This window comes from Streptomyces sp. NPDC016851, from assembly GCF_055562795.1.
In genome coordinates this window covers 456,301-469,885 of sequence record NZ_JBVHEP010000002.1, presented here as the reverse complement: position 1 = coordinate 469,885, position 13,585 = coordinate 456,301, and the positions used below count along the sequence as shown (strand labels likewise).

Below are 13,585 nucleotides of genomic sequence, written 5' to 3'. Positions count from 1 at the left end.
GCGCTCCAACTCCTAGCCTCCCGGTCATGGAAACCACACGGCCGCTCGGACGCAGCGGCATCGAGGTGAGCGCCCTCGGCTTCGGCTGCTGGGCGATCGGCGGGGAATGGCAGGACACGGACGGGCAGCCGCTCGGCTGGGGCAAGGTCGACGACGAGGAGTCGGTGCGGGCGGTGCGGCGCGCCCTCGACCTGGGCGTCACCTTCTTCGACACCGCCGACACCTACGGCGCCGGACACAGCGAACGCGTGCTCGGCCGGGCCCTCGGCAAGCGCAGGGCCGAGACGGTCGTCGCCACCAAGTGGGGCAACGTGTTCGACGAGGACACCCGGACCCGCACCGGCGGCGACGCCTCCCCGGCCCACCTGCGCCGCGCCCTGACCGCGTCCCTGGACCGGCTCGGCACCGACTACGTCGATCTCTACCAGTTCCACCTCTCCGACGCTGACACCGAGCAGGCCGCCGTGCTCCGGGACGCGTGCGAGGAGTTGGTCAGCGAAGGGCTGATACGGGCGTACGCGTGGAGCACCGACGACCCGGCACGCGCCGCCGTGTTCGCCGAGGGGCCGCACTGCGCCGCCGTCCAGCACACGCTCAACGTCCTCCAGGACGCGCCCGCGATGATCCGGCTGTGCGAGGAGGCGGGCCTGGCGAGCATCAACCGCAGTCCGCTCGCCATGGGGCTGCTCACCGGGAAACGCCGGGCCCGGCAGCCGTTGGAGGCCGGTGACATCCGCAGCAGGCCCCCGGCCTGGCTCCAGGGGTTCGGTGACGGGTCCGGCGCCGACCCGGAGTGGCTCGCCCGGATCGACGCCGTCAGGGACGTCCTCACCAGTGAGGGCCGCACGCTCGGCCAGGGCGCCCTGGCCTGGTTGTGGGCGCGCAGCCCGCGCACGGTTCCCATCCCGGGCTTCCGTTCGGTCGCCCAGGCGGAGGAGAACGCGGCGGCGCTGGAGAAGGGGGCACTGACCGGCGCGCAGCTGGCCGAGGTCGACCGGCTGCTCGGGCGGTGAACGCCGCGGCTGCTTGGACGGTGACCGCCCGGCGCCGGGCGGTGTCCGGGCTCATGCCGAGCAGCGTGACCCTTGCGGGACCTTGGGGGAGTCTTTGGACGTTCCGTGCACGCCGAAGGGGTTTCGCTTCGTAACGTCGCGGGATGTGCGACTCCGCCCGGCTGTCCAGACGTTCCGTGCTCGCCCTGGCCGTGGCCGCCCCGGTGGCCGCCGCCGCACCGGCCCGGGCCTCCGGGCCCGTGCTCGGCGGCGACCGCCTCGGCGCCGACGCGGTGCAGACGGGCAGCACCACCGGACTGCCCGCTGGGCTCACCGCCCGGTCCTGGCTGGTCGCCGACCAGGACAGCGGCGAGGTGCTGGCCGCATACCGGGTCCACCGGCGGCTGCCGCCCGCGTCCACGCTGAAGATGCTGTTCGCCGACACGGTGCTCGACCGGTTCCCGCCCGGCGCTCGGCACACCGTCACCGCCGCCGACCTCGCCGGCATACCGGCGGGCTCCAGCCTCGTCGGCATCCGGCCCGGGACCACGTACACCGTCGGCCGGCTCTGGCAGGGCGTCTTCCTGCGCTCGGGGAACGACGCCGTGCACGTCCTGGCCCATATGAACGGCGGTGTGGCGAGGACCGTCGCCGGCATGCGGGCCAAGGCGCGGGAACTCCAGGCCCTGGACACGCACGTGGTCAGCCCGGACGGCTTCGACCACCCGGGGCAGCTGTCCTCGGCGTACGACCTGACGCTCTTCGCCCGGTACGGACTGCGGAACCCCGGCTTCCGCGCCTACTGCCGTACGAGGACGGCCGACTTCCCGGCCGGGGGCGGGAAGACGTTCCAGATCCAGAACACCGACCGGCTGCTGGGCGGGGCGTGGGGCCTTCGGGCGTATCCGGGGCTGATCGGTGTGAAGAACGGCTACACGACCCAGGCCGGCAACACCTTCACCGGCGCCGCCACACGGGCCGGGCGCACCCTGCTCGTCACCGTCATGCACCCCGCCGACCGCGCCGACGCCGTCTACGAGGAGGCCGCCGCCCTGCTCGACTGGGGTTTCGCGCAACGTGCGTCGGCACGGGCGGTGGGCACGCTGGTCGAGCCGGTGAGCGCGGGGCGCGGGGCGGAGCCGTCACCCGGGCGAGGGACCACGGCCGCCGGTACGGTCACGCACGGACCCTCGGCGGGGCGGCTGGTGGAAGGCGCCGGCACCGCGGTCGCGCTCCTGGCGGGCGGTGCCTGGGCGCTGCGCCGGCGCGGGGCGCGTCGGCCCGCGAAGGGACGGCACCGCGAATAACGCCCACCGGCCGCACGGCACCCCGCCCTTGACGTTTGCGGCAGTCGTTCCACACGCACCGGTGCGTACCCCGCGGTCCCACGCGGGGTCCACCCCCACCCGGTGCCGTGGAACGACTGCCGCCGCCCCCCTGGATGTGGCCGACGGAAGCTCTCTGCTCCAACTGTGAAGCTTTCGTGTAGGAGATTTGAGCATAAGCGCCCGACCGGCCGCAATGGTGCGGACGTTGGTATTCCGTTTGTGCAGGTTGACGAGTCGACGAGTTGTCGAGTTGTCGAGTTGACGAAGCCCCGTCCCCGGATCAGCCGCGCCCGATGTACGGCATCGCCGTGGCCAGTACGGTCGCGAACTGCACATTCGCCTCCAGCGGCAGCTCCGCCATGTGCCGGACCGTGCGGGCCACGTCGGCGACGTCCATGACCGGTTCCGGGGCGACCTCCCCGTTCGCTTGCAGGGCTCCCGTCTGCATACGGGCCGTCATGTCGGTGGCCGCGTTGCCGATGTCGATCTGCCCGACGGCGATCCGGTACGGCCGCCCGTCCAGCGACAGCGACTTGGTCAGACCGGTCAGCGCGTGCTTGGTCGCGGTGTAGGCCACCGAGTGCGGACGCGGCGCGTGCGCGGAGATCGAGCCGTTGTTGATGATCCGCCCGCCCTGCGGCTCCTGCTCCTTCATCTGCCGGTACGCCGCCTGCGCGCACAGGAACGCCCCGTTGAGGTTGGTGTCCACCACGTGCCGCCACGCCTCGTAGGGCAGCTCCTCGACCGGCACGCCGCCGGGCCCGAACGTGCCCGCGTTGTTGAACAGCAGGTCGACCCGTCCGAAGCGCTCGACGGTGGCGGCGAACAGGGCGGCCACGTCCTCGGGCCGTGAGACGTCCGTCCGTACGGCGAGAGCCGCGCCCCCGGGCACCAGGGCCGCCGTCTCCTCCAGCGCCTCGGCCCGCCGTCCCGCCAGCGCCACCGACCAGCCGGCCCGGAGCAGTTCCACGGCGACCGCCCGGCCGATGCCGGAGCCCGCCCCGGTCACCACCGCGATCGCATTTTCCTTGGCATTCATGGGCCCGCAGCGTACGGGAGGGCCCGCCATGCGGAACTCACCCATCCGTCACGCGAGTGCTGTGTACGTGTCAACCAGGTGTCGTCCCCGGCCACTCCAATGCCCCCTGAGCCATTCGTCAGGGGAGGACCGGATGACACCCGCAGCACACCCGTCCCAGCACGCCCCCGAACTCCGCGCGGCAGCCCGGCACATCGGCCGCCGCCGCTTCCTCACCGCCACCGGCGCCGCCGCCGCGCTGGCCTTCGCGACCAACCTGCCGTCCCCGGGAGTCGCGGCCGCCGCCGAACTCGACGCCGCGCGGATCACCGAGAACCCGTTCACGCTGGGCGTCGCCTCCGGCGACCCGCTGCCCGGCTCGGTCATCCTGTGGACCCGCCTCGCACCCGCCCCGTTCCAGGCCGACAGCGGACTGCCCGCCGAACGCGTCACCGTCCACTGGGAGCTCGCCCACGACGAGCGGTTCCGCCGCATCGCCCGGCGCGGTACCGCCACCGCGCACCCCGAGTTCCACCACACCGTCCACGTCGAGGTGGGCCACCTGGACGCCGGACGCGTCTACTACTACCGCTTCCGCACCGGCCGTTGGGTCAGCCCGACCGGCCGCACCCGCACCGCCCCGGACCCCGGCAGCCGCGTCCCGGAACTCACCCTCGCCGCCGTCTCCTGCCAGGCCTACCACGACGGCTACTACACGCCGTACGCCCACCTCGCCGCCGACGACGTCGACCTCGTCCTCCACCTCGGCGACTACCTCTACGAGTACGCCGTCAACTCCGCCGGCGGCCAGCGCAACTACACCGACCGCACGCTGCCCGACCTCTTCAACCGCGAGACCCTGACCCTGGAGGACTACCGCCTGCGGTACGCCCTCTACAAGTCCGACGCCGACCTGAGCGCCGCGCACGCCGCGCACCCTTTCGTCGTCACCTGGGACGACCACGAGACCGAGAACAACTACGCCGACGGCATCCCCGAGAACAGCGTCCCGCCGGAGGAGTTCCTGCTGCGCCGCGCCGCCGCCTACCGCGCCTACTGGGAGAACCAGCCGCTGCGTCAGCCGCAGCGTCCCACCGGACCCGACATGCGGCTCTACCGCCGCCTGCACTGGGGCCGGCTGGCCCAGTTCGACGTCCTCGACACCCGCCAGTACCGCTCCGACCAGGCCTACGGCGACAAGGCGCACGTCCCCGGCCCCGAGTCCGACGACCCGGCGCGCACCATGACCGGGGCGACGCAGGAACGGTGGCTGCTCGACGGCTGGCGCTCCTCGCGGGCGCTGTGGAACGTCGTACCGCAGCAGGTCCTGTTCGCCCGGCGGCACATGGACGCCACCACCCCGTCGCGGGTGTCGATGGACGCCTGGGACGGCTACAGCGCCTCACGCCGGCGCGTCCTCGACGGGGCGAAGGCCGCCGGCGTCGAGAACCTGATGGTGCTCAGCGGCGACGTGCACGCGGCGTACGCCTTCGACATCAAGGACGACTTCGACGACCGGAACTCCGCGACGCTCGGCACCGAGATCGTGGCGACGTCGATCTCCAGCGGCCGGGACGGCGCCGACAAGCCCGCCACCTGGGACACCTACATGTCCGCCAATCCGCACCTGAAGTTCTTCAACGGGCGGCGCGGCTACGTCACGGTCGCCCTGGGACGGGAGTCGGCGCGGGCCGACTTCAAGACCGTGCCGTACGTGACCAGGCAGGGGGCGCCGGTCACGACGGCCGCGTCCTTCGTGACGGAGGTGGGGGAGCAGGGGCTCAAGCCGGTGTGAGCAGGGACTCAAGCCGGTGTGAGCAGGGGCTCAGGCCGGCGTGAGCTCGGCCGTGAGGTCCTCGTCCGGGGTCTCGCCCGGGTAGCGGACGCCGACGCGGTCCCGGATCGCGTCGAGCGTCCGCATCACGGCGAGCGTGCCGTCGAGGGGGACGAGCGGGGACTCGGTCTCACCGGCGCGCAGGGCACGCATCACCTCGGACGCCTCGTGACGGAGGCTGTTGCGGGGCCCGTCCGCCGGGTCGGCCGTGAACTCCTCGGGGTCACGGCCGTCCCGGTGCAGTACGAAGCGGTCCGGGAAGAAGAAGCCGTGCGGGATGTCGATACGGCCCTGTGAGCCGGTGACCGAGGCGGAGGTCGCCGTGCCGCCGACGATGGAGCAGTGCACCGAGCCGAGAGCGCCGCTCTCCCAGGAGAGCAGCGCTCCCGTCTGGAGATCGACGCCCTCGTCGGAGAGCACCGCTCTCGCTGCGACGTCCGACGGCTCCCCGAGCAGCAGCTGCGCGAACGACACCGGATACACGCCGAGATCGAGCAGCGCGCCCCCGCCCAGCTCCGGGTTCCGCAGCCGGTGCGAGGGCGGGAACGGCCCGGCCAGCCCGAAGTCCGCCTGCACGGTGCGCACTTCACCGATGGCACCGTCGTCGACCAGCGACTTCAGCCGCCGCACCAGCGGATTGCAGTACATCCACATCGCCTCCATCAGGAAGCGCCCGTGCTCCCGCGCCAGCGCGACGAGTTCCACCGCCTCGCGCACGTTCAGCGTGAACGGCTTCTCGCACAGCACGTTCTGCCCGGCCGCCAGACACAGACCGGCGGCGGTCCGGTGGGCCGTGTGTGGCGTGGCGACGTAGACGACATCGATGTCCTCGTCCCGGGCGAGCGCGTCCCAGTCGCCGTAGGCCCGCGGAATCCCGAACCGCTCCGCGAACGTCTTCGCCGACGCCTCCGACCGGGACGCCACCGCCACGACCTCCGCGTCCGGCAGGTCGATCAGATCCGCGGTGAACGCGCCCGCGATCCCCCCGGTCGCCAGGATGCCCCACCGCACCGTGTCCGCCGTCATTCCCGCCCCGCCTTCACCTCGTAACCCGAGCAGCCCGTACGAGCTGAGAGCATAGGTGGCGATCGACTCGAAAAGGGAGGGACTCATGCCCGAGGGTGGGGCGTCCATACCGAACACCGCACAGGGGGCCGCAGCCGGGACGGAGCGGCCCGACCTCACATCGCACCGCCGCACCGGGCTCCTGGTCACCTTCCTCCTCGGCAGCCTGACCGCCGTACCCCCGCTGGCGATGGACATGTACCTCCCGGCCCTGCCGGAGGTCACGCGCGCCCTGCACGCGCCCGCCGCGACCGTCCAGCTCACCCTCACCACTTGCCTGGCCGGCATGGCGCTCGGCCAACTGGTCGTCGGGCCGATGAGCGACCGCTGGGGACGCCGTCGCCCCCTCCTGGCCGGACTCGGCGTCTTCATCGTCGCCACCGTCCTGTGCGCGCTCGCGCCCACCGTCGAACTCCTCGTCGCCTTCCGGCTGGCCCAGGGCCTCGCGGGCGCCGCCGCGATCGTCATCGCCCGGGCCGTCGTCCGCGACCTGTACGACGGCATGGCCATGGCCCGCTTCTTCTCCACCCTCATGCTGATCTCCGGCGTCGCCCCGATCGTGGCGCCGCTCATCGGCGGGCAGGTCCTGCGCGTGACGGACTGGCGGGGCGTGTTCGTCGTCCTCACGGTCATCGGCATCCTGATCGGCGCCCTGGTCTGGACGAGGCTCCCCGAGACCCTGCCGCCCGCGCAGCGCCACAGCGGCGGCGTCGGCGAGGCCCTGCGCTCGATGCGCGGCCTGCTCGCCGACCGCTCCTTCGCCGGCTACACCCTCACCGGCGGCTTCGCCTTCGCCGCCCTCTTCGCCTACATCTCCGCGTCCCCCTTCGTCATCCAGGAGATCTACGGCGCCTCCCCGCAGACGTTCAGCCTGCTGTTCGGCGTCAACTCGGTCGGGCTGGTCCTCGTCGGCCAGATCAACGGCAAGATCCTGGTCGGCCGGGTCAGCCTGGACCGCGTCCTGGGGACCGGCCTGGCCATCGTCATCACGGCCGCGACCGCGCTGCTGCTGATGTCCCTGGGCGTGTTCGGCGAGGTCGGCCTCGTGCCCGTCGCCGTCGCGCTGTTCGTCCTGATGTCCGCGATGGGCATCACCCTGCCCAACACCCAGGCCCTCGCCCTGATGCGCACGAAGCACGCCGCCGGCTCGGCGTCCGCCCTGCTCGGCACGTCGTCGTTCCTCATCGGCGCGATCGCCTCCCCGCTCGTCGGCGTCGCCGGAGAGGACACGGCCGTCCCGATGGCCGTCGTCCAACTGGCCGCCGCTCTGGTGGCACTGGCCTGCTTCGTGGGAATGTGCCGACCTTGGAAGACGGACGGGAAGAGGGACGAGAATCCGGACGGGATCACGGCCGGGGAGACGGACGGGAAGGCGGACCGGAACACGGCCGGGGAAACGGACGGGAAGACGGACGGCAGGCGCGCGAGCGTGGAGGGAGCAGGGAGCTGAGCGCACCACGACTGCGCCACGGCACGCCGGAACGGGCCGGCCTCGACCCCGGGGAACTGCGTCACCTGGTCCGGGAGGTCCACGTCCTCACCACCGGGCAGCGCCCCTGGGCGCCGGGCGCGGTCCTGGTCGTCGGCCGCGGCCCGGTGATCGCGGTCGAGGAGGCGGCGGGCTGGGCCGTGCGGTACTCGGCCTACGACGAGGACACCGACACCGGTGTGGAACTGCCCGTCGAGGACCGGGTCCCGATGACCGTCGGCACGCCCTTCGACCTCGCGTCCCTGACCAAACTGTTCACAGCCGTGGCGACCGTGCAGCAGATCGAGCGTGGCACCCTGGGCATCGACGCGCGGGTGGGGGCGTACCTGCCCGACTTCACGGGGGCGGCCCGGCACGGCATCACCGTACGGCAGCTGCTCACCCACACCTCCGGGCTGCGGCCCGAACTCCCGCTGTACGACTGCACGGACGACGCCGAGCGGCTGGCCGTGCTGCAGGCGGAGGCACCGGTCGAGGCACCGGGCACGTACCGCTACTCCGACCTGAACATGCTGCTCCTCCAGCACCTCCTCGAACGCCTCACCGGCCGCACGCTCGACGTCCTCTTCCGGGACGGCATCACCCGGCCGCTGGGCATGACAGCGACGGAGTTCGGGCCGTGCCCCGGGGCGGCGGCGACGGAGGACCAGCGGCGGCCGTGGGCCAAGGCGGACCGGGGGATGCTGCGGGGCGAGGTGCACGACGAGAACGCCTGGGCGCTCGGGGGAGTAGCGGGCCACGCGGGCCTGTTCTCCACGGGCCGGGACCTCGCGGTCTTCTGCCGCACCCTCCTCGCCGGCGGCTCCCACGGACCCGCCCGCATCCTCGGCCCCGACTTCGTCGAACTCCTCTTCACCCCGCCCGGCCTGGGCTTCTCCCTCGACCAGCCGTGGTTCATGGGCGACCTGGCGGGCCGCGGCGCGGCAGGCCACACGGGCTTCACGGGCACGTCCCTCGTCCTCGACCCGGCGACGGACACGTTCCTGATCCTCCTCACCAACGCGGTCCATCCCCGCCGCCGCCATCCGGACAGCGCGCCGAGGGCGGCGGCGGGGTCGCGGGTGGCTCGGGCGGTGCGGGGGATGTGAGATGGGGGAGCACCTAGGGGAGAGACCTGATGCGGTGCTGCTCTGTGCTCATTACCGTCGGAGTCCGGAGCGGTGCTGACGGCATGAGGGAGACATTGCAGTTGTGGATGAGCCTGGGGTGTACGAAATCCGGATTCACGGATGCCTGAGCGTGCAGGAGGCTTTGGCGCTGCAGGAACCAGTCAAGCGTCTGCTGTGTCCGGACCCCGACCACGGGCCGCCCTGTGACGTGCCGTGGAGTTTCACCCTGGGTGACGACGAGCAGCCTGACGACGGCATCGAGGCCACGGTCCTCGTCTTGGGCGTCTATGCGTCAGGCACGCGGGCCGCCCAGGTGGCTGACCAGGTGCGCGGCGTTGCGGGTGAGGAACGACGAGTCACAGTGAGCGCGGCTGCTGCCGGGCAGTTCGAGGAGCTGGTGGAGCAGTATCGGATCGAACGCGCCGTCTGGCAGAGCTGACCGGCGGGGCGCTCGTCAGCAGCAACCCGGTGTTCGTTTCCGGTCACAGCACTAGGTGCCGCTTGACCGCAGTGCGAGATGTGCGGCTGGACGACACGGACGGCCTGCCCGGGCGCAGCGTTCTTCGAAGTCCGGAGGAAGCCAACTGCGGGTGAGTAAGCGCGGATGAGCCGGGAACGCGGTGACCGCGGCAAGGGCGAAAGCAAGCGGTGCCCACGTGTCTGTACTCGAACCGTCGTCTGGGAACCGCGGGTGTTGATGAAGCTCGTCTGGAACACGTCAGGTGCTGCGAGCTCTATCGAGCTCAACGCCCGCCAGTCGAGGTCAAGTTCGGCAGCATGAGCGAAATGGAGCCTCCGCAGCGTGAGGGTCAGTTCGCCAGCCCCGTCCGCTACCCAACGCGGCTGGGCGTCACGTGCTGCCTGACGACGACGGACGGAGTTGCCGATCGCAGAGCCCACCAACGAGCCGATCACAAAGCCAGGGCTGCCAAAGGCAGCGACATTGGTGTGGTTGTAGCTCCCGCTTCCAAGGGCTCTCCAGGTCAGGCGTTGTCCCGGCCCTACCGCGAGTGCATGATCGCCGTGCGTGAGTCGCGCGGTCGTGGCTAGCACCGGCCGGCGGGCCACTTGTCCTTCGAGGACATCGGCGAGGATGTCGCACGAGTGCCAGAGGTACTCGTCGAAGGGTGACCATAACGGTTCACCCGGGTTCTCTGGCGGCGGTGCAAAAGGGTTGGCCACTGCTGCTCCAGCCTCCCGTCAAGAGTCAAGGGCTACCGTTCGCGATCAAGCCTACTCAGGCTGTTCTTGGGGGGATCATGCACATTCGCACCACCGTGGCCGGGCTAGCGCTTGCCGGAGCGCTGCTGTCCGGCTGTAGCTCCACTGGCTCCAGCGACACCGTGTCGAGCGCATCGTCAAAGGGCACGAACTCCGAGGCTGCGGCCCCGGCGAAGAAGTCGGACCAACTGACGGCGCGGCAAGCCGTAGCCGCGCTGGAGAAGTCCATCCCGGAATTGAAGCTCGTCCAGGACTACACCGAGGCCAACGACCCGAACCACCTGCTCGGGCGGCCGGGCGGCTACACCAGCAAGGCCGCCTTCTCCGACAGTCGTGTCTCCTCCGCGGACGTCGAGGGCCTGGCCGAGGACGCAGTTGAGCGCGGCGGCAGCGTCGAGGTGTTCAAGACCTCCGATGAGGCAACGGCTCGGGCGAAGTACATCGAGACGATCGCCAAGTCCATGCCCGGCGCTACCGAGTACCACTACATCGCCGGCGGCATCCTCATCCGTGTATCGAACCTGCTGACACCCACCCAGGCAAAGGACTACGAGGCGGGGGCTGAGAGCCTCTGACGCGAGGTGCAAAACCCCCGCTGTCGGAGGTCCCATTGCCCCGCCACCAAGCGCATTGGAGGCGCTTCAAAGGTGAGGCTCAGATGGAGTTCTCGCGCATCCATGTCTGGGTCCGGTGCTCAACGAGTCCTGGCGTGCCCCGTCCCTCTCCTGAAGGGGTGCTCGCTGTCTCACGGGCCGACCGGTGCCTGCTCCTCGGGGAGCAGGTACCAGAACATGTGCCCGGCCAGAAAGCTGTCCAGCTCATGGGCGGCCGTGGACTCGGACGGCAGGTCGTCTGCGCGGGGTCGGTAGAGAGCGTTCAGTTCGTCCCGCAGTTGTGGGTCCAGCACGGGAGCCTGATAACGGTCGATGGTGCCTCGCAGAAACAGCCAGTCGAACAGTCGCACCGCTGGGCTACGCCCCGACTGGGGGCGCTCGGACACGTGCGCCTCCTGCCAGGAGCCGACGTAAAAGTAAGCCGCACCGGCCAGTGCTTCGATGAGGGCAGAGGTCGGGTCCTTGAGGTTCCAGTAGACCCGCGCGTCGGCCTCGGACAGGGGCTGTGGAATCGCAGCGAGCCACAGTCGGTAGTCGCTCATCGGCACAGCTTGCCACCCGCCGGCCCAACGACGCGGCGGTGGACGCCAGCTGCCGTGTACTGCCTCGCCGGGTGACCAGGGAACCGTTGCGGGCGCTTCGGGCGTTTTGGCTTCACGACAGGGGTGGTGTTTCTACGCTGGGTTCCTTCGGAGCCGCATCGAAGAGGGGGAGCAAGTGGGTGCTGAGGTTGTGCAGTTGGTGGAGCAGGCGAGTCCGTATCTGACGGCTGCGGTGGGGGCGTACGGAGTGGCGGTGCTGACGCGGGCGCAGGATGCTGCCGCTGATGCCACGGTGGGTCTCGGGCAGCGAATTCTCCAACTGGTCTGGAGGAACGGTGACGAGTCGGGCCGGGCCGAGCTGGAGCGCGTGGTGGACGAGGCCGCCGACGAACAGGACGACACCTACTCCGCAGCGGTGCTGAGCAGGCTCCTCAGGCGCGCGTTGCAGGACGACCCCGGACTGCGGGAGGAGTTGTCGGCCCTGCTGCCCGCCCCGGCCGCGGGCACGGTCACCATCACGGCGTCCGGGACGCGGTCGATCGCCGCTCAGCACATCGGCACCGCGATCACCGGTGACGGTCACACCCCGCCACGGCCGTGACGACGGACGACGCCGCAGCCGGGCTGCAGATCGAGGCTGCCGGTGAACGGGCGATCGGGGCCCAGCGCATCAGAGACGCCTACACCGGCGACCTGAACGTCCTGCCGGCCGAAGCGTTACACGCGCCCGACAAGGTCACCGCGGCCCCGGGTACCTCGAACCTGCCCCCGGCTTCTCTCTGCCTGGGACGGGATGAAGAGCTGAGCCGGCTGCGCCGTGTCCTGACGGGTCGGGGGGAGGGAGCGATCACGCAGGGCGGGGCGGTGCACGGGCTGGGTGGGGTCGGCAAGAGCACGCTCGCCCTGCGCTACGCCCACCGCCACCGCGGCGACTACACCCTGATCTGGTGGATCAACGCCGCCTCACCCGACGAGATCGAGACATCCCTCACCGACCTCACCAAGGAACTGATCCCCGACTGGGCAGCCTCGGCCGAGCGCGCGGCACAGGTGTCGTGGGCGAGACAGTGGCTGGCCTGGCACCAGGGATGGCTGCTCATCTACGACAACGTCGAGGACCCCGCCGACCTCGCCCCCTACACCGGCGCACTGCACCAGGGCCACCACCTGGCCACCAGCCGCCGCACCACCGGCTGGCCCGACAGCACCGCCACACTCTGCCTGGGCAATCTCGGCGCCGAAGACGCCACCACTCTCCTGTGCGACCTGGTGTTCAAGGACACCGCGCCCACATCACAGCAGCAACTGACCGCCCGCGCGCTCGTGGCTGATCTGGGGTGCCTGCCGCTGGCGGTCAAACAGGCCGGCGCCTACCTCGCCCAGAACCGAGGGGTCAGCCTGGACGCCTACCGACGCCGTCTGGGCACCAAACTCGCCAGGACCGCCCACGGCATTGATGCCGAACGCACCATCGCCCGCGTCTGGAACGTCACGCTCCAGACGCTGGAGACTCAGCATCCGATGGCTGTGGAGGTGCTGCACACCGCCGCCTGGCTCGCCCCCGACGACATCACCCACACCCTGCTCACGCCGGCCGACGCCGACCCGGACGACATCGCGGAAGCCATCGGCACCCTCGCCGCCTACAGCATGGTCACCGACACCGGCACCACCGTCACCGTCCACCGCCTGGTCCAAACCGTCCTACGCGCCACCCCACCCGCCGACACCACCCAACCACTCCGGCACCTGCAAGGACGCGACCGCGCCGAGCAAGCAGTCCTGCACCATCTGGCCCCGCTCCCCGGACAGGGCACCACCGACAGCCAGTGGGACACCCTCACCCCCCACCTGGTCACCCTCGCCGCCACTGCCGCACCCGGACACCACAACGCCCGCCTCACCGACGCGTACGCCACCGCCGCCGACCGTCTCCACCACCAAGGCCACACCGCCCGCACCATCCCCCTGCTGAAGGCCACCCTCGCCCAGCGCGAGCAGGTCCTGGGCGAGACCCACCCCGACACCCTGGCCAGCCGCAACAACCTCGCCACCGCCTACTACACGGTGGGGGACCTGGGGCGGGCCATCCCGCTGTACGAGGCCACCCTCGCCCAGCGCGAGCAGGTCCTGGGCGACACTCACCCCCACACCCTGAACAGCCGCAACAACCTCGCCAGCGCACACCAGGCGGCGGGGGACCTGGGGCGGGCCATCCCCCTGCTGAAGGCCACCCTCGCCCAGTACGAGCAGGTCCTGGGCGACACCGACCCCGACACCCTGAACAGCCGCAACAACCTCGCCAGCGCCTACCAGGCGGCGGGGGACCTGGGGCGGGCCATCCCCCTGCTGAAGGCCACCCTCGCCCAGTAC

The 13,585-nt window shown here is 71.1% G+C and carries 11 protein-coding genes and 1 pseudogene; 9 read left to right on the top strand and 3 right to left on the bottom strand.

Annotated elements, in window-relative coordinates; all coding sequences use genetic code 11:
- Positions 1-26: 26 nt before the first annotated feature.
- Both ACZ3I3_RS04830 and ACZ3I3_RS04825 read left to right on the top strand, forming a co-directional pair.
- Complete coding sequence (locus tag ACZ3I3_RS04830) at positions 27-1,013, top strand: aldo/keto reductase (RefSeq protein ID WP_467362547.1); 987 nt, start codon at positions 27-29, stop codon at positions 1,011-1,013.
- A gap of 143 nt (positions 1,014-1,156) precedes the next feature.
- Positions 1,157-2,299: a D-alanyl-D-alanine carboxypeptidase family protein gene (locus ACZ3I3_RS04825; protein ID WP_467362545.1), complete on the top strand. Its 1,143-nt coding sequence runs from the start codon at positions 1,157-1,159 to the stop codon at positions 2,297-2,299.
- A 301-nt stretch (positions 2,300-2,600) separates the two neighbouring features.
- Here ACZ3I3_RS04825 and ACZ3I3_RS04820 read toward each other — a convergent pair whose 3' ends face one another.
- Positions 2,601-3,359, bottom strand: coding sequence for an SDR family oxidoreductase (locus tag ACZ3I3_RS04820; protein WP_467362543.1), 759 nt, complete (start codon positions 3,357-3,359; stop codon positions 2,601-2,603).
- 133 nt (positions 3,360-3,492) lie between these two features.
- Here ACZ3I3_RS04820 and ACZ3I3_RS04815 point away from each other — a divergent pair, with 133 nt between their 5' ends.
- Positions 3,493-5,133 (top strand): alkaline phosphatase D family protein, encoded by a 1,641-nt coding sequence (locus ACZ3I3_RS04815; protein ID WP_467362541.1) that lies wholly within the window; start codon positions 3,493-3,495, stop codon positions 5,131-5,133.
- 30 nt (positions 5,134-5,163) lie between these two features.
- Here ACZ3I3_RS04815 and ACZ3I3_RS04810 read toward each other — a convergent pair whose 3' ends face one another.
- A complete protein-coding gene (locus ACZ3I3_RS04810) occupies positions 5,164-6,198 on the bottom strand; it encodes a Gfo/Idh/MocA family protein (RefSeq protein ID WP_467362540.1) in 1,035 nt (344 codons plus the stop codon).
- An 85-nt stretch (positions 6,199-6,283) separates the two neighbouring features.
- Here ACZ3I3_RS04810 and ACZ3I3_RS04805 point away from each other — a divergent pair, with 85 nt between their 5' ends.
- The 4 genes from ACZ3I3_RS04805 (at position 6,284) to ACZ3I3_RS04790 (ending at position 10,631) form a co-directional block, all read left to right on the top strand.
- Positions 6,284-7,687 (top strand): multidrug effflux MFS transporter, encoded by a 1,404-nt coding sequence (locus ACZ3I3_RS04805; protein WP_467362539.1) that lies wholly within the window; start codon positions 6,284-6,286, stop codon positions 7,685-7,687.
- Positions 7,684-8,814, top strand: a complete 1,131-nt coding sequence (locus tag ACZ3I3_RS04800) for a serine hydrolase domain-containing protein (RefSeq protein WP_467362732.1) — start codon at positions 7,684-7,686, stop codon at positions 8,812-8,814. The genes ACZ3I3_RS04805 and ACZ3I3_RS04800 overlap by 4 nt, the downstream gene beginning before the upstream one ends.
- Before the next feature lie 118 nt (positions 8,815-8,932).
- Positions 8,933-9,274, top strand: a complete 342-nt coding sequence (locus ACZ3I3_RS04795) for a hypothetical protein (RefSeq protein WP_467362537.1) — start codon at positions 8,933-8,935, stop codon at positions 9,272-9,274.
- A gap of 820 nt (positions 9,275-10,094) precedes the next feature.
- Entirely contained in the window at positions 10,095-10,631 is a 537-nt protein-coding gene (locus tag ACZ3I3_RS04790) for a hypothetical protein (RefSeq protein ID WP_467362536.1), read from the top strand.
- A gap of 170 nt (positions 10,632-10,801) precedes the next feature.
- Here ACZ3I3_RS04790 and ACZ3I3_RS04785 read toward each other — a convergent pair whose 3' ends face one another.
- Positions 10,802-11,212 carry a hypothetical protein gene (locus ACZ3I3_RS04785; protein WP_467362534.1) on the bottom strand — a complete coding sequence of 137 codons (411 nt, stop codon included), beginning with the start codon at positions 11,210-11,212 and terminating at the stop codon, positions 10,802-10,804.
- Between the two features lie 175 nt (positions 11,213-11,387).
- Between ACZ3I3_RS04785 and ACZ3I3_RS04780 the strand changes: the two genes are divergently transcribed.
- Together ACZ3I3_RS04780 and ACZ3I3_RS04775 are read left to right on the top strand one after the other, a co-directional pair.
- Complete coding sequence (locus ACZ3I3_RS04780) at positions 11,388-11,813, top strand: hypothetical protein (RefSeq protein WP_467362533.1); 426 nt, start codon at positions 11,388-11,390, stop codon at positions 11,811-11,813.
- A pseudogene (locus tag ACZ3I3_RS04775) lies at positions 11,810-13,564 on the top strand (tetratricopeptide repeat protein); the annotation flags it as partial. The gene ACZ3I3_RS04780 and the pseudogene ACZ3I3_RS04775, both read left to right, overlap by 4 nt.
- Positions 13,565-13,585 lie beyond the last annotated feature (21 nt).

What these genes read in the sequence shown, in the direction of transcription:
- ACZ3I3_RS04825 (WP_467362545.1), top strand. Translation starts at nt 1,157, where the DNA reads ATGTGCGACTCCGCCCGGCTGTCCAGACGTTCCGTGCTCGCCCTGGCC.
- ACZ3I3_RS04785 (WP_467362534.1), bottom strand. Translation starts at nt 11,212, where the DNA reads ATGAGCGACTACCGACTGTGGCTCGCTGCGATTCCACAGCCCCTGTCC.
- ACZ3I3_RS04830 (WP_467362547.1), top strand. Translation starts at nt 27, where the DNA reads ATGGAAACCACACGGCCGCTCGGACGCAGCGGCATCGAGGTGAGCGCC.
- ACZ3I3_RS04805 (WP_467362539.1), top strand. Translation starts at nt 6,284, where the DNA reads ATGCCCGAGGGTGGGGCGTCCATACCGAACACCGCACAGGGGGCCGCA.
- ACZ3I3_RS04815 (WP_467362541.1), top strand. Translation starts at nt 3,493, where the DNA reads ATGACACCCGCAGCACACCCGTCCCAGCACGCCCCCGAACTCCGCGCG.
- ACZ3I3_RS04820 (WP_467362543.1), bottom strand. Translation starts at nt 3,359, where the DNA reads ATGAATGCCAAGGAAAATGCGATCGCGGTGGTGACCGGGGCGGGCTCC.
- ACZ3I3_RS04810 (WP_467362540.1), bottom strand. Translation starts at nt 6,198, where the DNA reads ATGACGGCGGACACGGTGCGGTGGGGCATCCTGGCGACCGGGGGGATC.
- ACZ3I3_RS04790 (WP_467362536.1), top strand. Translation starts at nt 10,095, where the DNA reads ATGCACATTCGCACCACCGTGGCCGGGCTAGCGCTTGCCGGAGCGCTG.